26 protein-coding genes are annotated in these 25,190 nt (G+C 63.2%); 19 read left to right on the top strand and 7 right to left on the bottom strand.

Features of this window, described 5'->3' with window-relative positions; genetic code table 11:
- Window positions 1-26 precede the first annotated feature (26 nt).
- Complete coding sequence (locus tag NKI67_RS01365) at window positions 27-2,327, bottom strand: hypothetical protein (RefSeq protein ID WP_023675446.1); 2,301 nt, start codon at window positions 2,325-2,327, stop codon at window positions 27-29.
- Between the two features lie 327 nt (window positions 2,328-2,654).
- Here NKI67_RS01365 and NKI67_RS01360 point away from each other — a divergent pair, with 327 nt between their 5' ends.
- The 4 genes from NKI67_RS01360 to NKI67_RS01345 are packed head-to-tail and all read left to right on the top strand — an operon-like array spanning window position 2,655 to window position 6,505.
- Window positions 2,655-3,515: an FAD binding domain-containing protein gene (locus NKI67_RS01360; protein ID WP_352577776.1), complete on the top strand. Its 861-nt coding sequence runs from the start codon at window positions 2,655-2,657 to the stop codon at window positions 3,513-3,515.
- A complete protein-coding gene (locus NKI67_RS01355; protein WP_023675443.1) occupies window positions 3,515-3,991 on the top strand; it encodes a (2Fe-2S)-binding protein in 477 nt (158 codons plus the stop codon). The genes NKI67_RS01360 and NKI67_RS01355 overlap by 1 nt, the downstream gene beginning before the upstream one ends.
- 2 nt (window positions 3,992-3,993) lie before the next feature.
- Entirely contained in the window at window positions 3,994-6,258 is a 2,265-nt protein-coding gene (locus NKI67_RS01350; protein ID WP_352644143.1) for a xanthine dehydrogenase family protein molybdopterin-binding subunit, read from the top strand.
- 1 nt (window position 6,259) lies between these two features.
- Entirely contained in the window at window positions 6,260-6,505 is a 246-nt protein-coding gene (locus NKI67_RS01345) for a MoaD/ThiS family protein (protein ID WP_023675441.1), read from the top strand.
- A 274-nt stretch (window positions 6,506-6,779) separates the two neighbouring features.
- On the opposite strand, the gene NKI67_RS01340 is transcribed toward NKI67_RS01345, so the two are convergent.
- Window positions 6,780-7,673, bottom strand: a complete 894-nt coding sequence (locus NKI67_RS01340; RefSeq protein WP_352568101.1) for a LysR family transcriptional regulator — start codon at window positions 7,671-7,673, stop codon at window positions 6,780-6,782.
- Between the two features lie 150 nt (window positions 7,674-7,823).
- On the opposite strand from NKI67_RS01340, the gene NKI67_RS01335 reads away from it, so the two are divergent.
- The 9 genes from NKI67_RS01335 to NKI67_RS01295 all read left to right on the top strand — a co-directional run bounded on the left by NKI67_RS01335 (window position 7,824) and on the right by NKI67_RS01295 (window position 13,776).
- On the top strand, window positions 7,824-9,014 hold the full coding sequence (locus NKI67_RS01335; RefSeq protein WP_352644142.1) for an MFS transporter: 1,191 nt from the start codon (window positions 7,824-7,826) through the stop codon (window positions 9,012-9,014).
- Window positions 9,011-9,481 (top strand): cyclophilin-like fold protein, encoded by a 471-nt coding sequence (locus NKI67_RS01330; protein ID WP_023675438.1) that lies wholly within the window; start codon window positions 9,011-9,013, stop codon window positions 9,479-9,481. The genes NKI67_RS01335 and NKI67_RS01330 overlap by 4 nt, the downstream gene beginning before the upstream one ends.
- Window positions 9,482-9,493: 12 nt before the next feature.
- Complete coding sequence (locus NKI67_RS01325) at window positions 9,494-9,889, top strand: (R)-mandelonitrile lyase (RefSeq protein WP_352644141.1); 396 nt, start codon at window positions 9,494-9,496, stop codon at window positions 9,887-9,889.
- Window positions 9,890-9,915: 26 nt separating this feature from the next.
- Window positions 9,916-10,932 carry a zinc-dependent alcohol dehydrogenase family protein gene (locus NKI67_RS01320; protein WP_352568103.1) on the top strand — a complete coding sequence of 339 codons (1,017 nt, stop codon included), beginning with the start codon at window positions 9,916-9,918 and terminating at the stop codon, window positions 10,930-10,932.
- A gap of 64 nt (window positions 10,933-10,996) precedes the next feature.
- A complete protein-coding gene (locus NKI67_RS01315) occupies window positions 10,997-11,425 on the top strand; it encodes a lipocalin-like domain-containing protein (protein ID WP_352644140.1) in 429 nt (142 codons plus the stop codon).
- A gap of 40 nt (window positions 11,426-11,465) precedes the next feature.
- Window positions 11,466-12,308, top strand: coding sequence for an MFS transporter (locus NKI67_RS01310; RefSeq protein WP_352644139.1), 843 nt, complete (start codon window positions 11,466-11,468; stop codon window positions 12,306-12,308).
- Window positions 12,305-12,646: a hypothetical protein gene (locus NKI67_RS01305; RefSeq protein WP_352644138.1), complete on the top strand. Its 342-nt coding sequence runs from the start codon at window positions 12,305-12,307 to the stop codon at window positions 12,644-12,646. The genes NKI67_RS01310 and NKI67_RS01305 overlap by 4 nt, the downstream gene beginning before the upstream one ends.
- A gap of 6 nt (window positions 12,647-12,652) precedes the next feature.
- Window positions 12,653-13,012 (top strand): GNAT family N-acetyltransferase, encoded by a 360-nt coding sequence (locus NKI67_RS01300; protein ID WP_352644255.1) that lies wholly within the window; start codon window positions 12,653-12,655, stop codon window positions 13,010-13,012.
- Between the two features lie 200 nt (window positions 13,013-13,212).
- The gene (locus NKI67_RS01295; protein WP_352568107.1) at window positions 13,213-13,776 is read left to right on the top strand and encodes a GNAT family N-acetyltransferase; all 564 of its coding nucleotides are present in this window, start codon (window positions 13,213-13,215) and stop codon (window positions 13,774-13,776) included.
- A gap of 90 nt (window positions 13,777-13,866) precedes the next feature.
- Here the strand turns inward: NKI67_RS01295 and NKI67_RS01290 are convergent, their stop codons facing one another.
- Together NKI67_RS01290 and NKI67_RS01285 are read right to left on the bottom strand one after the other, a co-directional pair.
- Window positions 13,867-14,265, bottom strand: a complete 399-nt coding sequence (locus NKI67_RS01290; RefSeq protein WP_352644137.1) for a GFA family protein — start codon at window positions 14,263-14,265, stop codon at window positions 13,867-13,869.
- 238 nt (window positions 14,266-14,503) lie between these two features.
- A complete protein-coding gene (locus NKI67_RS01285; RefSeq protein ID WP_023675430.1) occupies window positions 14,504-14,956 on the bottom strand; it encodes an Lrp/AsnC family transcriptional regulator in 453 nt (150 codons plus the stop codon).
- Window positions 14,957-15,074: 118 nt separating this feature from the next.
- Between NKI67_RS01285 and NKI67_RS01280 the strand changes: the two genes are divergently transcribed.
- Window positions 15,075-16,085 (top strand): nucleoside recognition domain-containing protein, encoded by a 1,011-nt coding sequence (locus tag NKI67_RS01280; RefSeq protein ID WP_352644136.1) that lies wholly within the window; start codon window positions 15,075-15,077, stop codon window positions 16,083-16,085.
- 57 nt (window positions 16,086-16,142) lie between these two features.
- Here the strand turns inward: NKI67_RS01280 and NKI67_RS01275 are convergent, their stop codons facing one another.
- On the bottom strand, window positions 16,143-17,876 hold the full coding sequence (locus NKI67_RS01275; RefSeq protein WP_502896705.1) for a chloride channel protein: 1,734 nt from the start codon (window positions 17,874-17,876) through the stop codon (window positions 16,143-16,145).
- Window positions 17,877-18,194: 318 nt separating this feature from the next.
- On the opposite strand from NKI67_RS01275, the gene NKI67_RS01270 reads away from it, so the two are divergent.
- The gene (locus NKI67_RS01270) at window positions 18,195-18,479 is read left to right on the top strand and encodes an SCP2 sterol-binding domain-containing protein (protein ID WP_352524570.1); all 285 of its coding nucleotides are present in this window, start codon (window positions 18,195-18,197) and stop codon (window positions 18,477-18,479) included.
- Window positions 18,480-18,533: 54 nt separating this feature from the next.
- Here the strand turns inward: NKI67_RS01270 and NKI67_RS01265 are convergent, their stop codons facing one another.
- Both NKI67_RS01265 and odc2 read right to left on the bottom strand, forming a co-directional pair.
- Window positions 18,534-19,136, bottom strand: coding sequence for a GNAT family N-acetyltransferase (locus tag NKI67_RS01265; RefSeq protein WP_352644253.1), 603 nt, complete (start codon window positions 19,134-19,136; stop codon window positions 18,534-18,536).
- 208 nt (window positions 19,137-19,344) lie between these two features.
- Window positions 19,345-20,478 (bottom strand): ornithine/lysine decarboxylase, encoded by a 1,134-nt coding sequence (odc2, locus tag NKI67_RS01260; protein ID WP_352448194.1) that lies wholly within the window; start codon window positions 20,476-20,478, stop codon window positions 19,345-19,347.
- A 561-nt stretch (window positions 20,479-21,039) separates the two neighbouring features.
- On the opposite strand from odc2, the gene NKI67_RS01255 reads away from it, so the two are divergent.
- The 4 genes from NKI67_RS01255 to NKI67_RS01240 all read left to right on the top strand — a co-directional run bounded on the left by NKI67_RS01255 (window position 21,040) and on the right by NKI67_RS01240 (window position 25,058).
- Entirely contained in the window at window positions 21,040-22,239 is a 1,200-nt protein-coding gene (locus tag NKI67_RS01255; RefSeq protein ID WP_352644135.1) for an amidase, read from the top strand.
- A gap of 1 nt (window position 22,240) precedes the next feature.
- On the top strand, window positions 22,241-23,140 hold the full coding sequence (locus NKI67_RS01250; protein ID WP_352644134.1) for a LysR family transcriptional regulator: 900 nt from the start codon (window positions 22,241-22,243) through the stop codon (window positions 23,138-23,140).
- An 86-nt stretch (window positions 23,141-23,226) separates the two neighbouring features.
- Window positions 23,227-23,895: a DUF1007 family protein gene (locus tag NKI67_RS01245; protein WP_352644133.1), complete on the top strand. Its 669-nt coding sequence runs from the start codon at window positions 23,227-23,229 to the stop codon at window positions 23,893-23,895.
- Complete coding sequence (locus NKI67_RS01240) at window positions 23,892-25,058, top strand: nickel/cobalt transporter (RefSeq protein WP_352644251.1); 1,167 nt, start codon at window positions 23,892-23,894, stop codon at window positions 25,056-25,058. The genes NKI67_RS01245 and NKI67_RS01240 overlap by 4 nt, the downstream gene beginning before the upstream one ends.
- The last annotated feature ends 132 nt before the right edge of the window (window positions 25,059-25,190 follow it).

The following is a 25,190-nucleotide window of genomic DNA, read 5'->3' as shown; positions in this document are numbered from 1 at the left end:
CTGACGCCCTTCCGCTGGCGATTCGACTACATGAGCTCTATGACGAAATAATCGCCCTGCTGTATCCACTTTACCAGGAAGTTGATCGTCAGGTCGGTACCGCTCCAATACATCTCGACGGTTGATGGAGACGGCTTTATGAGGCCTCCCTCGATAAAGTCACTCGACCTCGTCCCAGATACGCCTGAGATGAAATTGAAATCCTGGAACTGGAATGTGACCTCGCAGCTGAGAGTGAACGGCGTGAACCCGCCGCCGGCCGGCTTGGGCAACGCGAACTGAACCAACGCCGGCTCTGCGTTCGGCTTTTCGGTCTTTGAAAAGCTGCCGGATGGCCCCTGCAGGTGCCAGGTGATTTCAGTGATTTCTTTCTTAGTGGCGTTGAACCAGAGACCCGTTGCTATCGTCAGCATCGCCGGCTTGACGACCGGCGCCGCAGTAAGGGGAATACTGATGGTCTCGGTCTTGTAGCCAACGGCTGCAACTTGCAAGCTGACCGATGCTTGGCCGGTCGGCGGAGATAGCGTGAACGCTGTGTTGGTGGCCCCGACCACCGCGCCCCCTTGCGATATGGTCCCTCCAACCGATTGGGACTTGTTATCGGCGTCGACTGCTTTGATGGTTATCGTCGCCGGCTGGCCCGCTATCAGGGACGGGGGAGCCGCGGAGAGCAGCATTTCCCCGAGGGTGACATTGACGGGAACTCTGGTGAGCGGAGACATCTTCGTGCACAATGTCTGCATCACCGTAATTTGGTCTTCTACCTTGAGCTTGCCCACGTAAATCCCGAAGAAGAGCGTCGTCCAACCAAGTGGCGTATCGCTGGCGCGCCACTTCCCGTTCACGAATACATGCACGCGCGCCCCGGGAATCACGCCTGATACGTAAATTAACCGCTGGAAGACCCGGACGGGCTGTTGAATATCCGGGGTCTTGAGTGGGGTCAGGTCGGACACTTTGATCGGGCCCCCGACCCGAAGTGCGAGGGGCTGACAAGTAAGCTCCAGCTCGGCGTGAATGTGCTCGCCGGCGCGCAACGGCCGAAATGTCTCGACCCAGACGAGGCCGCCAAAACTGAATACGGGCTTGCTGATTACAGGAGAATCTGGCGCATCCGAGTACAAACGTACGACCGCGTTGTCGACGCTGTTGACGAAAGCGCCGCTTGCACATTCAAATGCAGGCTCCATGACGGTCGGCGGAAATACGCTGCCCTGGTAAGACCCTACCACTAGCAACTTATCCGATGTGGCTGTCTTGCCGCATAGCTCCTGGATGACGACGAGCGATGGAAACGGTGGCGAGGCCGGGATCAGGGCCGACACGTCGGGAATCCAGTATTGGCCGGAACTCACATCCTCGCCGACTCCGATTCTCCCGAGCACGGTAGCTGCACCCGAAGTCGGATCGACAAGTTGGATCGTCAATGTCGCGCCGGGCTCGAGATTGGAGATAGGCAAAGCACGGGCTGCCGGGCAGGAGTACTGTGAGGCGTCGATTACGGGCTTTCTAACCGGCAAGGTTTCGTCGACGATCACCGGAGGGGCAGATGACGGACTTGATGCATTGCAGCGCTCGAAGTGCTGCGTGGCGCTGAAGACATCCGGATTGTGCGCGGCACGGCCAAGCAGCGCCAGGAGGTTGGCACCGACGAAAGGATATTCCAGCACGTCGCCATTGAAGTGGACCTTCGTGGTGGCGCCTTGAGCCAACCCCCTGACGGGTACTGCTTGCGCGCACCCAGGAACCGGGCCGACTGCTGGTGCCGGCATGGTATTTTCCCGATACGGCGTCTGTTCGGCGGGCAAGCTCGGGGTCTGACTGCTCTTCACCTGTCCGGCAGGCGTCTGAACGGACTGCACTGCGCTAAGCACATCGTTGGCCTGGATCGCCCCGCGAATGCGCACTGGTACGACATTTCCGCGTGCAGTATCGCTGCCAATCAATGCGCCGCCGTTGAAAATCTCGACCGTGGCGCCAGGATAGGCTGCGCCTATCAGCACCCAGTCGACGCACTCGTGCACCTGACTCAAATACACCAATGCGCTTAGCGTCGAGGGATACCCGAGCACGACGATCGGGACCGGGCTTGGATCACTGGTTTCGGCGCCGAGCGTCCAACGTGCGGTCAATGCATCCCCCACGTTGAGGGAGCCTGCGGCGACCGGCACAAAGGTACTGGTTGTGGCGCCGGCATTTACCGCAGGGACGGGTACGCCATTTACCAGGAGGGAAATGCTCGAGCCGGGAAGCGGCCCATCGATACGGACCGAGGTACTCAAGACCGATACGGGGCCAATCACAATTGGTGCAAGGAGCGTGCTCATGTTCGTTTCCCTCTCTGTACGGCGCAGACATGTCGCCTGGTTCGAAACAGGACATAGAGGGAGCGCACTTACGGATGACTTACGGATGGGTCGGCGCGGTGCTGGACTGCGCTCGCGTCCGTCGCATGATCGAGCGCCCGACGACAGCCGGCACCGCGCTGGTCATGCCGAAGGGACCGATCGAGCATTAGTGGCTGGCGGCGCGTCCAATTGGACGAGCAAATGAAATTGCGGCGCCTGGCCCAATCCGCGAATGCACGAACAGGATGGCCATTGTGGAGAGACGGTTATATCAGTTGGTGTGACTATGACCACTAAGGGGAGACGATGCGTTACATACGTCCGCTTTCAATTGAAGACGCCGCCGGCCTGTTGGCCGGTTCAGCCGGCACGGCCGCCATCCTCGCCGGAGGCAGCGACCTCTTGGTGCGAATGAAAGGCGGCTTTATCGAACCCGACCTGATCGTCGACATCAAGGCGATCGACGGGCTTGGCGAGGTCAGGGAAACAGCCGAGGGCTTCAGCATCGGCGCGGCGGTCCCCTGCGCATTGCTGGGCGAGAACACGGCCCTGCAGAAGGCATGGCCCGGCGTCGTCGAAGCGGCCAAGCTGATCGGCTCGAAGCAGGTGCAGGGACGCTGCACCATCGTCGGCAATCTGTGCAACGCCTCGCCGGCCGCCGACAGCGTGCCGGCGCTGGTGGCCGCTGGCGCCAAGGCTGTGGTCGTCGGCCCGGGAACCAGGCGCACGATTGCCGTGGAAGCGGTGCCGACTGGGCCGGGCAAGACGTCGCTGGCCAAGGGCGAGATCATCGAAGCAATCCTGCTCGACAGCCGTCTGCCGCGTTCGGGCGATGCCTATCTGCGTTTCATTCCGCGCACAGAGATGGACATCGCGGTGGTAAGCGCCGGCGTGAACTTGACGCTCGATGAGCAAGGTCGCGTCAAATCCGCCCGTCTGGCGTTGGGCGCCGTGGCGCCGACGGTGATTCTGGTCGAGGAGGCCGCCGAGGTTCTCATCGGCTCCAAGCTAGACGAAGCCACGCTGGAGAGGCTCGCCAAGGTCTGCTCGGGCGCCTGCCGCCCGATCGACGACAAGCGCGGCACTATCGAATTCAGACGGAAAGTCGCGGGTGTGCTGGCCAAGCGGGCCGCCACGACCGCCTATGCACGCGCAGGAGGCAAATGATGGCTGGTGTGGCAGTATCAACGACAATCAACGGCGACAATGTCGAGTTCCTTTGCCAGCCGGACGAGACGCTGCTTGATGTCCTGCGCGATCGCCTGGGGCTGACGGGCGCCAAGGAAGGCTGCGGCACCGGCGACTGCGGGGCCTGCAGCATCATCCTCGACGATCGGCTGGTGTGCTCGTGCCTGGTGCTCGGCGCGGAGGCCGAGGGTCGGCACGTCGAGACCATCGAGGGCATGGCGCATGGCGACAGGCTGCATCCGCTGCAGCAGAAATTTCTGGAACACGCCGCACTCCAATGCGGCGTCTGCACGCCGGGCTTCCTCATGGCTGCCAAGGACCTTTTGGCCAAGAATCCCGATCCGACCGAGGAGGAGATCCGCTTCGGCCTCGCCGGGAACCTCTGCCGCTGCACCGGCTATGACAAGATCGTGCGTGCCGTTCAGGACGCCGCCAGCGTGATGAAGGGAGCATGACGATGAATTTCGATCCGCGTTACTCCGGACGCAATTTCACCTCTGTCGGCACGCGTCCCATCCGTCCCGACGGCGTCGACAAGGTGACGGGCCGCGCACGCTATGGCGCCGACTTCAACATGGCCGGGCAACTGGTCGGGCGCGTTCTCAGAAGCCCCCATGCACATGCCACGATCAGGAAGATCGACACGTCGAAGGCGGAGAAGCTCGCCGGCGTCAAGGCCGTGATCACCGCGGCCGACCTGCCCGACCTCACCGACGGCGATGCCGCCATGTACGACATCCTCGACAACTGCATGGCGCGCAAGAAAGCGCTCTATGATGGCCATGCCGTGGCCGCGGTGGCTGCGGTCGATGCCCGCACGGCGAGGCAGGCACTGAAGCTGATCGAGGTCGACTACGAGGTGCTGCCGCATGTCACCGACGTCGACGAGGCGATGAAGCACTCCGCACCCCTGATCAACGACGCCATCTTCACCGAGGGCCTCGAGCAAAAGCCCGTCAAGCCTTCAAACGTCACCAAGCGCACCCAGTACGGCCATGGCGACATCCATGAAGGTTTCGGCCAGGCCGATTTCGTCGTCGAACGCTCCTTCAAGACCGAGCAGACGCACCAGGGCTATATCGAGCCGCATGCCTGCGTGGCCAATGTCAGCTCCGACGGCACCGCCGACCTCTGGGTCTGTACGCAAGGCCATTTTGTCTACCGCCAACACTGCGCCCAGCTGCTTGGCATGGAAGCCTCGAAGCTGCGCGTCACCTCCTCGGAGATCGGCGGCGGTTTCGGCGGCAAGACCCATGTCTGGGCCGAGCCGGTGGCACTGGCGCTGTCACGCAAGGCCGGGCGGCCGGTCAAGCTGGTCATGACGCGCGACGAGGTGTTCCGCGCCTCCGGCCCGACCAGCGCCACCTCGATCGATGTTCGGATCGGCGCCCGCAAGGACGGCACGATCACGGCGGCCGAGGCGACGCTGCGCTATAGCTGCGGCCCCTATGCCGGCACGTGGGCCGAGATCGGCGCCATGACGGCCTTTGCCTGCTACAAGCTCGAGAACGTCAGGACGGTCGGCTACGAAGTGCTTGTCAACCGGCCCAAGACCGCGGCCTATCGCGCGCCGTCGGCTCCGATGGCGGCGTTTGCGGTGGAAAGTGCGGTCGACGAGCTGGCCAAGGAGATCGGCATGGACCCCGTCGAGTTCCGGATCAGGAACGCGGCGCAGGAAGGCACCAGATCGTCCTATGGACCGGTATACGGCCCGATCGGCATCGGGCCGACGCTGGAGGCGGTGAAGAACCACCCGCATATGAAGGCGCCGCTCGGCAAGAATCAGGGCCGCGGAATGGCCTGCGGCTTCTGGTTCAATTTCGGTGGCCAGACCTGCACCGACCTCAACATCGGCATGGACGGCTCGGTCTCGCTTGCCGTCGGCACTGTCGATGTGGGTGGTTCCCGCGCGTCGCTGTCGCTGGTGGCGGCGGAGGAGCTCGGTATCCCCTATGAGCAAATCAAGGCGGTGGTCGCCGATACCTCCAGCCTCGGCTATAACGATATGACGGACGGCAGCCGCGGCACCTTCTCGTCTTCGATGGCGACGATCTCCGCCGCTCGCAACGCTATCAAGGTGTTGCGGGAACGCGCCGCACAGATGTGGGACATTCCCGTCGACGACGTGGTCTGGGAAAAAGGTCACGCGATTGCCAAGGGCGAGAAATACGACAACCTTGCAGCATTGTCGCTGAAGGAGATCGCAGCCGCGTCAGGGAAGACGGGGGGACCGATCGCAGGCCACAGTGAGCTCGTCGCCGACGGCGCCGGCGTCTCCTTCGCCACCCATATCTGCGATATCGAGGTGGATCCCGAGACAGGCTCGACCAGGGTGCTGCGCTACACCGTCGTTCAGGACGCCGGCAAGGCGGTGCATCCGACCTATGTCGAGGGGCAATACCAGGGGGGTGCCGCACAAGGCATCGGCTGGGCGCTCAACGAGGAGTATATCTACGGCAAGGACGGGCGGCTGCAGAACCCTGGCTTCCTCGATTACCGCATCCCGGTCTGCTCGGACCTGCCGATGATCGACACACAGATCCTCGAAATCCCCAATCCCAACCATCCTTACGGGGTGCGCGGCGTCGGCGAGACCTCTATCGTGCCGCCGCTGGCGGCGATCGCCAATGCGGTGTCGAACGCCGCGGGCGTGCGGATGACGCACATCCCGATGTCGCCGCCGCGCATCCTGGCGGCGCTCGAGGCAGAACGGGAAGGCTGATGTGGTCGAAGTAACGCTCTGGGGATCGCTCGGCGCGATCGCCGGAGGCAAGAGCAAGGTCGAGATCGAGGCCAAGGACATTCGGGAGCTGTTCAGGAAGCTGGCTGAACAGTATCCCGGCCTCGAGCCATACATCGATCGCGGCATCGCCGTCGCCATCGACGGGACGATCTATCGCGACACCTGGTCGAAGGAGCTGCCGGAAGGGGCGGAGATTTTCCTGCTGCCGCGTCTTGCCGGGGGATAACTGAACAACCCTGTCCTACCCATTGACGACCAAGACATGGCCTAGGCTCGAGAAAAACCTCGGCTATCCACGAGAATTCTTGGCCAGTTCAGCCTGCGAGTTTGGCTCCTTTTCGATGACTGCTTCTGTGTCAATCACAGACATAGAGGCGAGCGAGCTACACGTCTGCTTTGAGGCGAAAGCAGCCGCCCGCAGCGTAGAAGTCAAATGGCTTGGGTCAGAACCTACCATTTACCAATGTCAGCTTCATGATTCATAGGCACAGTCTTGGGAGTCAGATGCGATGGCGGAGCGCCTCAATGATCACCGCCATCGCAGGCGAGAGCTGTCGCCTGCTCGGGTAGTAGAGGTGATAGCCCGCAAATGGCGGACTCCAGTCGTCAAGCACGAGCCTAAGGCATCCCTTGGCGATGTGGTGGCTGACGAGGTTTTCCGGGACATAGGCGATTCCGAAACCGCTTATCGCAGCCTCGATCATGGGAATGGACGAATTGAAGGTGAGTTGGCCTTCCACCCGCACACGAAGGTCGCGGCCATCCCTGGCGAATTCCCAGGCATATAATCCGCCGAACGTCGCCTGCCGCATATTAATGCAGTCATGATCGACCAGATCCTGCGGTGCGGTCGGAACCGGATGGCGGGAAAAGTACTCCGGCGAAGCCACGGCCACGAGCCTCCAATCCGGCCCGATGCGCACTGCAATCATATCCCTGTCGATGCTCTCACCAAGCCGCACGCCTGCGTCGAAGCGCTCCTCCACAATGTTCTTCATGCCGTTGTCGCTGTAGAGCTCGACGCACACGTCAGGATAGTCGCTGAGCAAGGGCTGCAACTTCGGCCAGACGGTCGTCTGGAGCGCATGGTCGGACAGCGTGATGCGGACCGTTCCGGAGGGCTTGTCGCGAAAGGCCACCAGACTTGCAAGGTCGGCTTCGATTTCCTCGAAGCGGGGAACAAGAGATTGGAAAAGTCGCTCGCCGGCCTCGGTCGGAGCGACGCTCCGGGTCGTACGCGTCAGCAGGCGGACGCCAAGACGAGCTTCAAGCTCCTTGATTGTCGAGCTCAGAGTCGACTGCGAGGTTCCGAGCTTGGCCGCCGCCTTGGTGAAGCTGCGCTCCCGGGTGACCGCCACGAACCAGAGCAGATCCTTCATCCCATCGCGCTGCATAGGGCACCTCCCGTCTGACATTTATATCATAAGCAGATAAGTCCATGCGAATTACTCAGTCTAACAGAATGGGTTCCTCTGCAATATCTTCCAGCATGGTGACGGGGATGGGCGGCTGATCCACCCCGTCGCCTTGCAAGGATGCCAATTATGGAAACGACCTACGACACAAGGCTTGTCGAAGACCGCGCCGCATGGGGCGCGGTGCTGTCGATGGCGCTGTGTGTTTCCGTGCTCATCGCGTCGGAATTCATGCCGGTCAGCCTGCTGTCGCCGCTAGCGGCCGATCTCGGCATCACCGAGGGCCGCACGGGACAGGCGATCTCGATTTCGGGCGCTTTCGCCGTCTTGACCAGCCTGCTGGTCACCGGCCTCACGCGCCGGACAGACCGCCGACTGGTCGTGACCGGCTTCACCCTTCTCCTGATCGTGTCCGGGCTCGCTGTCACCTTCGCGCCGAACTACGCGTTCCTCATGGTCGGCCGGGCGCTGCTCGGCATTGCGATCGGCGGGTTCTGGTCGATGTCGACCGCGATCGTCATGCGCCTCGTGCCGCAAGACATGGTTCCGAAGGGTCTCGCCATGCTTAACGCTGGCAATGCCATTGCGGCCACCATCGCCGCGCCGCTGGGCAGCTTTCTTGGCGCCTATGTCGGCTGGCGCGGCGCTTTCTTCCTCGTCGTGCCGCTTGGGGTCCTGGCGCTGGTCTGGCAGTGGACAAGCCTGCCGGCGCTGCCCCCGCGCCGGAGGAAGCGTCCAGGCAATCCGCTGGCGCTCCTCGGCCGTTTTCCTGTCGCCATCGGCATGGCGTCGATCATGATGCTGTTCATGGGCCAGTTTGCGCTCTTTACCTATCTGCGGCCCTTCCTCGAGAGCGTCACTAGGCTCGACATCGCCGCGCTTTCGGCGATCCTGCTGGCGATGGGGCTGGCCGGGGTGCTCGGCACCCTCTGCATAGGCCGGCTTTTGCGCACGCGCCTGTTTAGCATCCTCATCGTCATCCCGCTGGTCATGGCCGCGTTGGCCGTAGCGCTCATCGCCTTCGGTACGCTGCCGATTCCTACAGCGCCGCTGCTCGTTGCCTGGGGCTTCTTCGGCACGGCCGCGCCCGTTGGCTGGGGCACGTGGCTCTGCCGCACGTTGCCGGACGACGCAGAGGCCGGCGGCGGGCTGCAGGTGGCCGTCATCCAGCTCGCCATTACAGGCGGCGCCGCCATCGGCGGCACGCTCTTCGATACGGTCGGCTGGTGGGGAGCGTTCACTTTCGGCGCGGTGCTGCTCTGCGGATCGGCGCTCGCCGCTTTTGCCGCATCGCATATGGCCCGGAGGTCGCAGCCATGACGATCGACCGTCCGGACCTCAGCCGCCGCGCGTTGCTCGGCGGCGCGCTCGCGGCAACGGTCCTGCCGCGGGCCGCCCGCAGCCAGCAGGGCAGCGACCCAGGCAGCCAGGAGCCCACCGACATGAAGATCAAGATGATTTTCAATGGCCGGACCATGACCGCCACGCTCTACGACAATCCGTCGGCGCGCGACTTCTTCACCATGCTGCCGCTCGATCTCACCATCGACGACTACGCGCATAACGAGAAGATTGCCTATCTGCCGCGCAAGCTGACGGAGGAGGGCAGCGGCCCGTTCGGCAACGAGCGGCCATACGACCTTTGCTACTTCATGCCCTGGGGCAATCTGGCCATGTTCTACGCCGACTACCGCCATCCCGGGCTGATCAGGCTCGGCCGCTTCGACGCGGGCGAAGAGGCCCTACACGTAAGCGGCAAGTTCCCGCTTCGCATCGAACGCATCTGACAGGAGATCACCATGGATATTCTTCGCGCAGGCACCAGGTCGTCTGGCAACGGGCCTTCCGACTGGTTCACCGGCACGGTCCGGATCGATCCGCTGTTCAACCCGTTCGACGCCGCGCGCGTGCAGGGCGCGCAGGTGACGTTCGAGCCGGGCGCCCGCACCGCCTGGCACACGCATCCGCTTGGACAGACGTTGATCGTCGTCTCCGGCCTCGGCCTCGTTCAGAGCGAGGGCGGGCCGGTCGAGGAGATCCGTCTCGGTGACGTTGTCTGGTTCGCACCCGGCGAGAAGCATTGGCACGGTGCCTCACCCGAGACGGCCATGATCCACATTGCCCTCCAGGAGGTCAAAGACGGCAAGGTGGTGGACTGGCTGGAACACGTCATCGACGCCGACTACGGCGCCTGACATCGATTGAACGAAAGGAAAGCAAAATGCTCGCAACCGTTCTTCATAAGCCCGGCGACATCCGCTGCGAGGAAGTCGAAGACCCAATGATCCTTCGCCCGACGGATGCTATCATCAAGCTCTCGGCGAGCTGCATCTGCGGCTCGGACCTGTGGCCCTATCGCGGGCTGCAGCCGGTCAACGGCCCGATGCATATGGGCCACGAATATTGTGGCATCGTCGTCGAGGTCGGCGCAGAGGTGCGCACGGTCCGTCCCGGCCAGTTCGTCGTCGGCTCGTTCTGCCTCTCCGACAATACCTGCCCGCATTGCCGCTTCGGCTTCCAGTCGTCCTGTGTGCAGCGCGAGTTCATGTCGGGCGCGCAGGCGCCTTACGCCCGCGTGCCGTTGGCGGATGGCACACTGGTCGCCACCGCCGAGGTGCCGCCGGCCGAACTCATCCCTGACCTGCTGGCTGTGTCCGATGTGCTCGGCACCGGCTGGTATGCGGCCGACGCAGCCGAGGTCCGAGAAGGATCGACGGTGGTGGTGGTCGGCGACGGTGCGGTCGGCCTGATGGGCGTGCTTGCGGCCAAGGAGATGGGCGCCGAGCGCATCATCGCCATGAGCCGGCACGCCAGCCGCCAAAAACTCGCCCGCGAATTCGGCGCGACCGACATCGTCGCTGAGCGCGGCGAGGAAGGTGTGGCCCGGATCAAAGGGCTCACTAAGGACGTCGGCGCGGACTCGGTGCTGGAATGCGTTGGCACGGCGGAATCCTTCGACCAGGCGCTGGCCTGCTCTCGCCCCGGCGGCACCATCGGCTATGTCGGCGTACCGCATGGCGTGAGCTTCGATGGCCAGAATCTCTTCTTCGGCCAGAAGCGCATGCTGGGCGGCCCCGCGCCGGTGCGCCGCTTCCTGCCCGACCTCATGGACCGTGTGCTCAAGGGCAGGATCAAGCCCGGCAAGGTCTTCGACCTCAAGCTGCCGTTGGCCGAGGTCGCTGAAGGCTACCGCGCCATGGACGAGCGGCGCGCCATCAAGGTCATGCTTTCGGTGTAAGCGAAGATTGGGCGGACGGCCTGTCCGCACCCACAAACGAGAAAAAGAACAACGACATATGACGATGAGATTGAAGATCGCTGCCCTTGCGCTTGCGCTTTCGGTCGCCACGCCGGCTTTCTCCCAAGAGTCCCCGATCATCGGCGCATGGCGCATGAGGTCGCTCGAGGCCGGTGCCGAGGGAAACCTCAAGCCCGTGCCATATTCCGGCCAGGTCATCTTCACCGAGGCCCGCACCCTCTCGGTGCAGGCCCAGAACCCCGACGCTAAGGCGCCGGACACGCCTTACACGGCGAATGGCTACGAAGCCTATTACGGGCCGGTCGCCATCAACGACCAGGACAAGACCTTCGTCATCACGATCGAGTCCTCCCTGGTCCGCAACCTTGTCGGGAAGAGCATGAAACGCAAATTCGAAGTCTCGGACAACAAACTGGTCCTGACGCCGGACAATCCGGCCGAAGGCTGGCGCGTGACCTACGAACGTTACTGATCGGAACAGCCCGGCTGTCAACGTGTTATCGGTGGCCACAATGGCGCGGACTTCGGACCGAAATGGCGCGATGGCGGAACTGGTGCCAATCATGGCGGCTGTCTTCGCCGGCTTCCTCCTGATCGGCTTGGCGCTACCCGTCCTGCCGCTGCATCTTCACCAGCAACTCGGCTTCGGCCCCTTCGCAGTCGGGCTGGTGACGGGCAGCCAGTTCGTCGCCTCGATGCTGTCGCGCATTGGAGCCGGAAATTATGCCGATGGGCGCGGCGGCAAGCGGGCCGTCGTCGTCGGCCTCATTGCCGCTGCCCTGGCGGGGTTCATTTACCTCGGCTCGCTGGCATTGCTCGACCGGCCGGCAGCGTCCGCATCGGCGCTCTTCGCCGGCCGGGCGGTACTGGGCGCGTCTGAGAGCTTCATCATCACAGGCGGCGTCGCCTGGGGCCTCTCCCTTGCGGGCGGACAGAACTCCGGAAAGGTCATAGCCTGGGTGGGCACGGCGATGTTCGCAGCACTCGCGCTAGGCGCGCCGATCGGATCTGCGCTTTACACGGCGAGCGGCTTCGCCGCGATCGCACTCGCGACGGTCGGCCTGCCACTTGCGACGCTGCTTGCCATCCTGCCTATGCGTGGCACCAGCCTCGCCGCGAGCGCCGCGCGACAGTCATGGACGAGCGTGGCGCAAGCGGTCTGGCTTCCCGGCGTCGGAGCTGCTTTCAGCAGCCTTGGCTATGGCGCAATCCTGTCCTTTGGCGCGCTGCTCTTTGCCGAACGCGGCTGGCAGCCGGTCTGGCTTCCCTTCACCACTTATGCCGCGTCGCTGATCGCGGCAAGGCTGTGCTTCGGCCACCTGCCTGACAGGTTAGGGGCGCGCGCGTCGCCGTGATCTTCGTGGCGGTCGAGGCGGCAGGGCTGATGCTGATCTGGCTTGCGCCCGGGCCCGTTCTCGCCGCCATCGGAGCGGGCCTGACTGGCCTCGGCTACTCGCTGGTCTATCCCGGTTTCGGTGCCGAGGCCGTAAGCCATCTTCCACCACGCAGCCGCGGCCTGGCCATGGGACTCTACACCGTCTTCCTCGACGTGGCGCTCGGCTTCGGCAGTCCGGCGCTCGGCTTGGTCGCTGGGTCGGCCGGGCTGCAATTCGTCTTCTTCGCCGTCGCGACGGCGACGCTTCCGGCGTTGGGCATCGCTCTGCTGCTGGGTCGCCGTAACGCTCCACTATAGAGCCGGATAGTCTGGGCTCGAGATGTCGCGCAACTACGATCGCTCCCGCTTCGCGAGAAGCTGAGGCATCAGCCGAACCTGCTTTTGGTGGCGATAGAGGCCGATCAGGTCGTCGGATCGATCATGGCCGGGTATGACGGCCATCGAGGGTGGATATCGCGCATCGCTACCTTGCAGTCCCATCGCCAAAATGCGATCGGCGAGGCCCTCATCCATGAGGCCGAAAGGCGGCTCGCCGGCCTTGGTTGCATAAAGATCAACCTCCAAATTGTCGCTTCCAATTCGACGGTTCTTGGGTTCTACCGAAAGTGCGGATACGAGGTCGAGGAGCGCATAAGCATGAGCAAACTGTTACCGAAAGTTTGAGGTGCTCCGCCGATTAACTCGCCGTCGCGGCTCGACGGCTCAGGTCCATTGGAATCTTGGTGCCGGTCATTATTGTGGCAGGCGAACCTCTCCGGGTGAATCGCGCTGCGGGATACGGCCGACGGCCGAAGCCGGGCGAAGTCCAGCCAGCCGGAGGGAGCCCTACATACGGTCGAATTACTGGAGCAGTGAGGACATGCATGCAGATCGCATCCAAGCCACGCGTCCGCCTGGCAAGCCGTCAGGAACTGGATGGAATTGGGTTGCTCGTCTCAGAGGCTTTCGCATCGTTACGGCCCGTTCTGGCACCGCACATCTTCGAGCCCTACGTCAAGGATGCGCGGGATGTCGCGGGGCGATGGGCGAAAGCCAGCGTCGCGGTGCTCGAAGCCGAGGGACGCCTCGTCGGGACGGTCACCTACTACGCCGATGCCGCCTTTGACGGGATGGGCTGGCCGCCCGGGCTGGCAGGCCTCAGGACTCTCGCGGTTGTTCCCTCGGCACAGGGCCGCGGATATGGCCGCGCGCTTTGCGAATGGTGCGTCATGCAAGCGCGTCTGCAGGGCTCAGGCGGCCTTGCGCTTCACACTGCCTCGTCCATGACGTCTGCATACAAGCTGTATGAAAGCCTTGGCTTCGAGAGACGCCCCGCCCACGACCTTTTCGCCTCCGACATTATTGGCTTTGATCCAGCTCTCGGCGATCAGCAGATCATCGCCTACCTGCTGCCGCTCAAGCAGGTCGAGAGCAGCCGCGATCGATAATGTTCGACCGCCGTTTGAACGGACGGAGGCATCATCTCGCTTCCGGATGCTGTCCGCAGCTTCCACCGTTTGTCTCGATGCGAGCAGATCCTAGTCTTTCGTATAGTCAGGCCCAAAACGAGTCGGCAGGTTGTCGGCGAGTTTCAACCAAGGGAGCTTCTCCTCAAAAGCGACATGCAGCGTAGGTGCAAATTTTTCTGGCTCCTCCATCGCTGCCGCAAAAAAATGCATGACATCAGACATGTTTTTTGAGCGGAAGGACAACGGCGTGCCACAGTGATCGCAAAATGTTCTTTCCACACCGGGAGAAGAGTTGAATACCTTCGGTAGGTTGCCCAGCCATCGCCATTGGCCGTTCAAGACGCCAATATAAGTGGTCATCGGCGCAGAACATTGCCGCCGACAACTTTCACAATGACAGACCACGCAGGCCTGTGCCGGGCCATCGACTTCAAAAGCAATAGCGCCACATAAGCAATGACCACGCATGCAAATACTCCTCGAGTCAACAAGGACAGCTTCATGCCTGGGCGTGAGGGAGGCGCCATGAAATGCGTCGAGCTGGCCCCCAATTCCGACATTCGGCGCTGGCGATTGTCCTCGCGTGCGCGAGGCGTTGCCTCCAAGCTGCCTTCACTACCCCCCTTTCGGCATATAGAAATGTTCGTAGAGTTTCTCCGCCGGGCCGCTGAATTCACGGCCTGGCAGGTCTATCGCAACCCGAACACTACAGTGGAATTGCGGTCACTTCTTTGGCCGTTCGGATCACGAACATCGTGTGGTATCGCGCGACGTTACTTCGGTCTCGGAACAGTCGCTCGCACAGCGCATCGAACTCTTCCATATCCGTCAGGCGGAGCATGAGGACGGCGTCGGTTTCGCCGCTTACACTGTAGGCCTGAGTGACGGCCGGTTCCTGAGCGGCCAACTCGAGAAAGTCCCTCATATACTGCTCACCATGACGCTCCAGTTCGACGGCGACGATCGCCTTCAAGCCCCGGCCAGCCTTTGCCGGTGCGAGAAGCGCGACAACGCGGCTGATGACACCGCTTTTCTTCAGTCGTCGTATGCGGCGCAGGCAGCTCGAAGGGGAAAGCCCGACTAACCCCGCCAGTTTGGCGTTAGTTCGTGAGGCATCATCCTGGAGCAGGTTGAGAAGCCTTCTGTCGATCTTGTCCATGTCGGTCGCGCTCATCGTCGGTGCGTTGCAATTTTATTGCACGGAATCGCAAACTTTGACCGCAAATGCGAAGCGTCTCACGCTACTCAGACGGCTCCAGGAATGATGGAGCAGCATGATGGCAATTTGCGCCGCCTTCTATCGCAAGACATTGGAGACGCTTGAAATCTATTGGGAACTGGTTCGCATGATCGTTCCGGTTGCGATTGCCACGCGGCTGCTGCAGGACCTTGGCGTCATCCAGGCGATTTCTCCGTTCTTCTCCCCGCTCATGTTGCAGGTGGGGTTGCCACCTGAACTCGCCTTTGCCTGGCTGACGGGATTGCTGGTCGGGATCTGGGGCGCGCTTGTGATCGTATTCACCTTGGTTCCGGTTTCGGCGCTCAGCACTGCCGACATGACGGTTCTTTCGGCTCTCTTGCTGTTTGCACATGCCATTCCGATCGAGCAACGGATCATTCAGAGGGCCGGGCCGAGCTTCCTGGTCACCGCGGCGCTTCGTATTGGCGGGGGTTTGGTCTCTGCTGTCCTTCTGCATCAGATATTCGCCGCGACCGGATGGCTGTCAGGACCGGTGAAGCCGGCGTGGATGCCGACGAATGAAAGCACCGACTGGGGCGGCTTTCTCCTGGGTACGCTCAAAACCCTGGGCATCATGCTCGTTGTTCTGCTTGCGCTGAGCTGGGTGATCGAGCTTCTCAAGATGTCGGGCATTTTGGAGTGGATGAACAGAGGGCTTGCCCCGCTCTTTCGGCTCGCCGGCATCGAAAAGCAGACGGTACCTTTCGCCGCTGTCGGCCTGTTTCTCGGGATTTCCTATGGCGCAGGACTGCTGATCCGCGAGGCGCGCACGCCTAGCGCGGAGCCGCGTCAGATATTCCTCGCCTGCGTGTTCATGGGTTTTGCCCACAGCCTCATTGAGGATACGTTGGTCGTTGTCACACTTGGCGCTGATGTTACGAGCGTGCTTCTCGGTCGCCTGGCGTTTGCCGTGCTCGCGACCGCCGTGATCGCAAAACTAATCAAGGCGGTTCCCGACGCTCTTTTCTTCAAGACACTCTTCCACAAGGAAGAAGACAGTCCGCGCAATCGGATTTCGGAGCCGGCGATTAGCGGGCCGTTGACGTGAGCCCTCCTTACGCAGCAGCCGACATGTGTGTCGCATCGCAATCGGGACAGGACGCGGCTACCCCTCGCCCGACAGATCGCGCCGCGCCTTGTCGAGTTCTTCGGCATAGCGCCGCATCAGGTGGCCTTCGGTCAGCAGACCGACCACCTTGCGATCGGTGAAATCCTCGACCACCGCCAATTCCTCGGCGCCGGCGCGCTGGAAGGTCTCGGCCGCCGATTGCACGTTCATGCTCGGCACCAGCACCGCATCCCTGAATTTGGCGAAGGACAGCACCGGCATCTCGTCATCCGACAAATGGCTGTGCAATTCGGCGACGATCAGCACGCCGACATAATGCAGGTCGGCGTCAACCGCGATGACGCGCTGCGAGGCACCGAGCGGCACCTGCTTGCGGAATTCCGCAAGCGTCGTCGAGGCGTCGATGGTGCGGACATCCTTTCGCATCATCGAGCCGACAGTCAGGCTCCGCATCCAGCCGACATCATGCGCGCTGCGGATCGTTTCGCCGCGCAGGTGAAAGCGCCATGTCGAGAAGGAATAGCCGAACGTTTCGCGCACCAGGATCGCCGCCATGAGCGAGGCAGCCAGCACCACGCCGGTCAGCGTCAGGTCGCGGGTCGATTCCAGCGCCAGGAAGGTCATCGTCAACGGGCCGCCGACGACGCCGACGGCGAGCGAGGTCATGCCGACGACGGCGGCGACGGCAGGGTCGATGCCGGTCGCCGGCGAGACGAATGCCATCGCGCCGGCAAACATCTTGCCGAGCAGCGCGCCGAGAAACAGCGAGGCAAAGAACAAGCCGCCGCGGAAGCCGGAGCCGAGCGAGATCGCCGAGGCCGCCAGCTTCAGCACGAAGACGCTGGCCACCACGGCCAGCCCGTAATTCATCGCGAATTCGCGGTGCAGCGCGCCATGGCCGCTGGACAGGACTTGCGGCGTGACCAGCCCCAGCAGCCCGACCATCACGCCGCCGATGGCGGGGCGCAGCGAGGCGTCGATCGACAGCCGGGCAAAGAGGCGCTCGATCAGGCTCACCAGATGCATGATGGCGATGGAAGCACCGCCGCCCAGAAGCCCGAGCAGCATGAACGGCAAATACTGGCTGACGGTGAGCTGCGGCAGACCGGCGAGCTCCAGCGGAAACGGCACGCCGCCGAACACCTCTGCGGTCAGCGAGGCCGAGATCGCGGCGGCCATTACCGGCGCGACATTGGCGACCGAGTAGATGCCGATGACCAGCTCGAAACCGTAGAAGGCGCCGGTCAGCGGCGCGTCGAAGGCGGCGGCGATCGCGCCGGCGGCACCGCAGCCGACCAGGATGCGGACATCGTTGCGGCGCAGCCTGAACAAGCGCGCCAGCCGCGACGCCAGGCCCGAACCCACCTGCGTATAGCCGGCCTCGAGCCCGACCGAAGCGCCGAAGCCGCTCGAGATCATCGTCTGCCCGGCGATGATGAAGGTGTCGGTCAGCGACATGCGGCCGCCATAAAGCGCGTTGGCTTCGATCGGATCGACCGGCGTGCGGAACTTCCGCTTTCTCAGCCAGATCACCGTCAGCCCGAGCAGGATGCCGCCGATCGCCGGTATCAGCGCCTGCTCCGGCCTTTGCAGCGAAAACATCGCCGAAAGCCGACCGCCGGGCTGAACGCCGAACATAAGCCCATGCAGGACCTGCACCAGTCCGCTCATGCCGGTGACCAGCGCACCCGCCATCACCCCGACCAGGGCAGCCAGAATGACGACGGCAATACCGCGCGCCTCGAGCAGCGGGATCGATCTGATCAGCACCGCGCGCAACCGGCGGGCATAGACTTGCGGTTCGTTTCTGGGCGGTTCGTTTCTGGAAAGCACCGGGGCGGCTCGCCGATATTCGTGGGTGCCTGATACCCTCGGCAACATCGCATGGCAACATGCAGGCCGCCGAGGTGTCATGCCCGCGTGATGCTGCGGCGATAAAGCCCATCCTCAGCTCGGGGAACCGCGTTGACGTAAACGTCAACCCAAAGCTATATGCGCCAGCGACCGTGGCTGTAAAACCAGCCATGCGACTTCGGCCAGGTGGACGCGCCAAGGCGCGACAAACGCAACGAGACGAGGAGAACCGCCATGAGCGTTCAGGAGATTGCCGACAAGATCAGGTCGCGCGTGGCGAGTGCCGGGTTCGATCGCTCGGTGAAATTCGACACCGGCAGCGACGGCGTCATCGTCATCGACGGCGCCGATGTCTCGACCACCGATGCGCCGGCCGATTGCACCATAAAGCTGTCGCTCGACGATCTGGACTCGCTGATATCAGGCGACCTCAACCCGACCATGGCCTTCATGTCCGGCAAGATAAAGGTCGAAGGCGACATGAGCGTCGCCATGGCGCTCAGCCAGTTGATCGGCTGATCGCTTGAGGTGAAACAAGCCGCCGCACGATGGCGGGCGGCTTGCTTCGAACCATCAGGCAGCGAGCGGCAGCCGCTGCGCCTTCAGCTTGCGCCCGGCCGCCTTCAGCGTGCCTTGCGCGCCGTCGAGCGCGCCGACAACCAGTTCCCGCGCCAGCAGGCGGTGCCGCTCGTAAGGCCCCGGCATGGCCAGCGAGCCGGTCTTTGCGGCCGAAAACCCGAAGCGCTCGTAATAGGGCGCGTCGCCGACCAGCAGGATCGCCGCATGGCCAAGCCGCTCGGCCTCAGTGACCGCATGGCGCATCAGCGCCGAGCCGATGCCGGCATTTTTCAGCGCCGGGTCGACCGCAAGCGGGCCGAGCAGCAGCGCTGCCGTGCCGCCCTCGCCCAGGACCACGTCCCACAGCCGCACCGTGCCGGCAACAGTGCCCGACGCATCGCGCGCGACAAAGGCCAGGCCCTCCGCAGGCCGGCGGCCGCGCCGCAGCTTTTCCGACGACTTCTTCCGGCGCTTCGGCCCCACCGCGCGATCGAGCAAAGCCTCGCGCGCCGGGACGTCGGCGGCGGTTTCGGCGACGACCGCAATCTCCCCCCTCGAGGGGGAGATGTCGCCGAAGGCGACAGAGGGGGTTGTCGCGCGTGAAGCGCCGGCCTCCATCTGCGGCAGGAGGCCGAGTCCAGTCGAACCGACCCCCTCTGGCCGCTTCGCGGCCATCTCCCCCTCGAGGGGGGAGATTCCCACGCCTTCAACGATGAGATCTGCAATGTTCATTTCCGCGATCCTTCACAAGCGGATTGTTCCACAGGCGAGCCCGGGCGGGCGACAGGCGCCCACCGGGGATGATCTGAGCAACTCTTGCGAGCCCTCAGATCACGTAGGATCGGAGAGGCTCGAAGCCGTTGAAGGCGACCGATGCATAGGTCGTCGTGTAGGCGCCGGTGCCCTCGATCAGCACCTCGTCGCCGATGGTCAGCGACAAGGGCAGCGGGTACGGCGTCTTTTCGTACATCACGTCGGCCGAATCGCAGGTCGGGCCGGCGAGCACGCAAGGCGCGGTCTCGCTGCCGTCATGTGCGGTGACGATCGGGTAGCGGATCGCCTCGTCCATCGTCTCGGCGAGACCGCCGAACTTGCCGATGTCGAGGAACACCCATCGCACATTGTCGTTGTCGGCCTTCTTCGAGATCAGCACGACCTCCGACTTGATCACCCCGGCATTGCCGACCATGCCGCGGCCCGGCTCGATGATCGTCTCGGGGATGGCGTTGCCGAAATGCTTCCTGAGCGCCGAGAAGATCGCCTGGCCATAGGCCTGCGCCACCGGCACATCCCTGAGATAGCGGGTCGGGAAACCGCCGCCCATATTGACCATCTTCAGCACGATGCCTTCGTCGGCGAGCGTCGCGAACACCTTCTTGGCGTCGGCCAGCGCGCGGTCCCAGGCGGTCAGGTCGGTCTGCTGCGAGCCGACATGGAATGACACGCCATGGGCGTCGAGGCCGAGCGCCCTGGCATGGCGCAGCACGTCGACCGCCATCGCCGGCACACAGCCGAACTTGCGCGACAGCGGCCATTCGGCACCCTCGCCGTCGGTCAGGACGCGGCAGAACACGCGGGCGCCGGGAGCGACGCGCGCGATCTTCTCGACCTCCTCGACGCAGTCCACCGCAAACAGCTTGATGCCGAGCTGGTAGGCGCGCTGGATGTCGCGCTCCTTCTTGATGGTGTTGCCGAAGGAGATGCGGTCCGCCGGCGCACCGGCGTCCATCGCCATCTCGACTTCGGCAACGGAAGCGGTGTCGAAGGACGAGCCCATCGCAGCAAGCAGGCGCAGGATTTCCGGCGCCGGATTTGCTTTCACCGCATAGTAGATCTTGGAATCGGGAAGCGCCTTCTCGAAGGCGCGGAAATTGTCGCGCACGACATCGAGGTCGACGACGAGGCACGGGCCGTTCGGACGTCGGGTGGCGAGAAAGTCAAGGATGCGCTGAGTAGCCATCGGGTCTCTCCATCAGCGCCTTTCGGCGCGCACAAAGGCTTGCGGACGCGGGCTCTCGGCCTCGCGAACACGCGGTGGACAAAGGCGGGACGGAAATCCATGGAACCAGCCGGTGGAGACCCCGGAACCATGAAGCGCCGTCTCGCGGCGGTGAACCTTGGCCTTGCCCGGCCTCGGTTCGCTTTGTCTGCCTTGGCTTGGATGGGAGACCCGTCCGCACTGCCGGCAATGAAGGTGTGCCTCTTCAGTAACCCCGGTCTTTGGACGACCGGCAGAACACCAGAAAGGCCCGCACCGTCGTTGCTTCAAGGTGTCCTCGGTTGGCGGTTGGCCGCTAAACCGACTGGAGGGGTTGGCTCCAGTTACCTTACCGATTGCCCTCACCATTCGAGGATCGGCGGACACCCACAGGCACGTGCGACTTTGGGCAAGCGCGATATAAGATCGAAAGATTTCACAATCAATAAAAATCGTATCGCAGGTTGTAAAATTTGTGGCATCGAACAATGCTGCGGGACCAGAAGAACAATGCTGCGGCAAGCACACCCGGATATCGAACGCATGACAGGCACTCGCGGCCCGCTGAACGCTTTTCTCGATCTTGATCAAGTCCCTGTTACCAATGCGCAATCCGGCCCGCTTGCCGGCTTGCGGTTGGCCGTCAAGGATATCTTCGACGTCGCCGGGTACCGCACCGGTTGCGGCAATCCGCAGAAATACCGCGAAGCCTCGCCGGCCACGGCCACCGCGCCGGCCGTCCAGACGCTGCTTGATTCGGGCGCCCGCTTCGTCGGCAAGACGCAGACCGACGAACTCGCCTTTTCCCTGCTGGGGCTGAACGCGCATTTCCCATCGCCGATCAATCCGGCGGCACCCGACCGCGTCACCGGCGGCTCGTCCTCGGGTTCTGCTTCTGCAGTCGCCGGCGGGCTGGCCGATATCGCCACCGGCTCCGACACCGGCGGCTCGATCCGTGCGCCGGCAAGCTTCTGCGGCCTGATCGGCCTCAGGACCACGCATGGCCGCATTTCGCTCGACGGCGCGATGCCGCTGGCGCCTTCGCTGGACACGTTCGGCTGGTTTGCCAGGGATATCGTCACCTACGAAAAGGTCGGCACGGTGCTGCTCGGCGACGATCCGCACCGCCACGAACTGGTACGCCCTCTTGCCCTCGACGCGCTGGACAGCCTCGTGCTCGGCCCGCTGGAGGCCGAGGAATATCGCGCCATGGTCCGCAGTGTCGCTTCGGTGCTGGGCGCGCCGCGCAGCGTTGGCCCGCTGTCGCATTCCACCGACGATCTTTATTGGTGCTTCCGCAAGCTGCAAGGCTATGAAGCCTGGCAAAGCCACGGCGCCTGGATCGCTGGCGGCGACCGCATGCTGGGACCCGGCGTCAAGGAGCGCTTCGAGCATGGCGCGACCGTCGGCCCGGCAACCGCGCAGCACGAAACGGAACGTCGCGTTTCGTTTCGCCTCGAGCTTACCGACCTGCTTGGCGAGGACGGCGTTCTTGTGCTTCCGACCGCTCCGGGTGCCGCGCCGCTCAAGGCCGAATTATTTGATGATTTGCAGATCTATCGCGAGCGCGCGCTGAGATTGCTGTGTCTTTCCGGCCTGTCCGGTTTTCCGCAAATCACGCTGCCGCTCGGCAAGGTCGGCGGGGCGCCGTTCGGCCTTTCGCTGCTCGGTCCGAAGAACAGCGACCGGCAGCTGATTGCGCTGGCCGCCCGCATCCTTTCAGCCCCCCAAGGAGGCGCATGACATGGATACGCTGACCCGCATGCGTGCCTTCATCGATGTCGTCGAGGCCGAAGGCTTTTCGGCGGCGGCGCGCAAGATCGGCCGCTCGAAGGCGCTATTGTCGAAATATGTGCGCGAGCTGGAGGACGAACTCGGCGCGCTGCTGCTCAACCGGACCACCAGGCAGTTCTCCCTGACCGAGGCCGGCCACACCTACTACCGGCGCGCCTCGGAGATCGTGCGCGAGGTCGACAGCCTTGCCGATGCGGTGCGCGAATCCTCCGGCGACGTGCGCGGCAGGATCAAGCTGTCCGCGCCGCGTACTTTCGCCGACGCGCCGATCGGCCAGTCGCTGATCGACTTCGCCAAGCAGCACCCCGACATCGTGCTCGACATCCATCTCGACGACCGTTTCGTCGATCTGGTCGAGGAGGGCTTCGATCTGGCGGTGCGCATTTCGCGGCTGGAAAATTCCTCGCTGATCGCCAGGCGCCTGGCGCCATTTTCGGTACGGCTTTGCGCGTCTCCCGAGCTGATCGCCAAGCACGGCATGCCGGTCAGGGCGCAAGACCTTGCCCGCGTGCCTTGCATCATCGACACCAATGGCCGCTGGCTCACCAACTGGCCGTTCAAGGGCGACGGTGCCGATACGGTGAGTGTTTCGGTCTCCGGCCCGATCGAGGTCAACAGCCCGATGGCGGCGAGGGCGGCCGCCGTGGCTGGATTGGGATTTTCCATCCTGCCGGATTTTATCGCCGCGCCCGACATCGAAAGCGGCAAGCTGGTGACTGCGCTGGATGACCGCATTCTGCCCGGCGGCGGCATTTTTGCTGTCTATCCGCACCGGCGCTATCTGCCTGCAAAAGTTCGCGTTTTCGTCGACTTCCTGGTGCAGTGGTTCAAGACGCTGGACAACGCATGAGCTTTCAGCCGCGTTGCGGTCCCATTTTCGCCCGCTTTTTGGTAACTGTCGGCAATTCACCGAAGCCGATTGAATCGCGACCGAGAATGCACCTGAAACAGCAAGCAATCATGCTGGCTTCGGCCTTGACCGCGACGCTTGCCGCCGTCGGACCGGCTGAGGTGCATCCCCACGTCTTCGCCGAAGCCCGCCTCGAAGTGGTCCTCGGCCCGGATCACCAAACTGTGAAGGCATTGCGCCATGTCTGGCGCTTCGATGATTTGTTTTCGAGCACGGTGATGATGGAGTTCGACAAGAATTCCGACCTGAAACTCGACGACAAGGAGCTGAAGGATGTCGCCGACACCGTCCATGCCTCGCTTGCCGAATTCAACTATTTCCAGCTCGTCACCGTCGACGGCAAGGACGTGGCAATGACCCCGCCGCCGCATTTGATGGCCAATTTCGACAATGACCAGTTGATCATCCTGTTTGAATCTGAACCGAAGGTGCCGATCAAACTGAGCGGCAAGATAGATATCGGCGTCTACGACCCGACCTTTTACACCGCGATCGATTTCACCGAGGATGCCAATCTGCAGGTCGATGGGTTGCCGCCGACCTGCACTAGCAAGGTTGTCCGCCCGAACCCGGACGAGGCGATCGCCCAGAACCAGAAGACCCTGACCGAGGCCTTCTTCAACGATCCGACAGGCACCGACATGAGCAAGATCTTTGCCACCAAGCTTGAACTGACCTGTCAGCCGGAAGGATAGATCCAGTGACCAAACCGTCCCTGCGTTTGGTATTCGGTCTTCTGGCCGTCGCCTTTGTGATGACGCACTTTCTCGGCTCCGCCCACGCCCAGAGTTCACTCGGCATCGGCACCAATGACGGCATGGCTCCAACCGCCACCGGCCCGTTCGCCCACATCCTGATGTGGATCAATCTGCGCCAGCAGGAATTCTATCATGCGCTTGCCGGCGCGATGAAGGCGATGCGCCAGGACGGTAGCAAGTTGTGGCTGCTCATCGGCCTGTCCTTTGCCTATGGCATTTTCCACGCCGCCGGCCCCGGTCACGGCAAGGCAGTGATCTCTTCCTACATGGTGGCCAATGAAGTTGCGCTCCGGCGCGGCATCATGCTGTCCTTCGTCTCGGCCCTGCTGCAGGCGCTGACCGCGATCGTGGTGATGCTGGTCGCCTATTTCTTGCTGCGCGGCACTGCTGTCTCGATGACAGACGCCGCATGGTTCCTCGAAATCATGAGCTATGTCTTCGTCACTCTGTTCGGCGCCTGGCTGCTGTGGCGCAAGGCCGGCCCGGCCATCGTTCGCCTGTTCGGCGCAAATCCGGGCTACAGCCTCTCGGCTGCCCATGCCGGCCATTCACATGCCGGCCATTCACATGCCGGCCATTCACATGCCCATGCGGCACATTCCCACGCGCTTGATGCGCATGACCACCACGATCATGCGCATGACCATCACGATCACGGCGCCCACGACCACCACCACGCCCATGCTGCGCACGATCACCACAGCCACGCGGCGGGCGAGGTCTGCGAGACGTGCGGACACTCGCATGCGCCCGACCCGGCGCTGCTTTCCGGTGATCGCTTCGATTGGCGCACGGCCTGGTCGGCGGTGGCTGCCGTCGGTATCCGCCCCTGTTCAGGCGCGCTAATCGTGCTGAGCTTCGCCTTGCTGAATGGGCTGTGGTTCGGCGGCATCCTTTCGGTGCTGGCCATGGCGCTCGGCACCGCAATCACCGTCTCGGCCCTGGCGACGCTTGCGGTGACCGCGAAGAACTGGGCGGTGTATTTCGCCGGCGATGGCCGCATGGGCAACCGCATCCATTCCTTCGTCGAGATCGGCGGCGCCGCCTTCGTCTTCCTGTTCGGCCTGCTGCTGCTCTCGGCCAGCCTGACTGGCGCCTGACGCCCAGGCGCGGCTCTCCCTTCTCCCCTTGTGGGAGAAGGTGTCGCCGAAGGCGACGGATGAGGGGTGTTCCAGCTTGGCACCGACAGCGCTTCGTCCAGCACCCCTCAACCGTCTTGACGCTACGCGCCA

The sequence above is a fragment of the Mesorhizobium sp. M0408 genome (assembly GCF_040321495.1).
In the GTDB taxonomy this organism is placed as follows: Bacteria; Pseudomonadota; Alphaproteobacteria; order Rhizobiales; family Rhizobiaceae; genus Mesorhizobium.
Note: the sequence above shows the minus strand (reverse complement) of the source record. Positions and strands in the feature narration are given on the sequence as shown.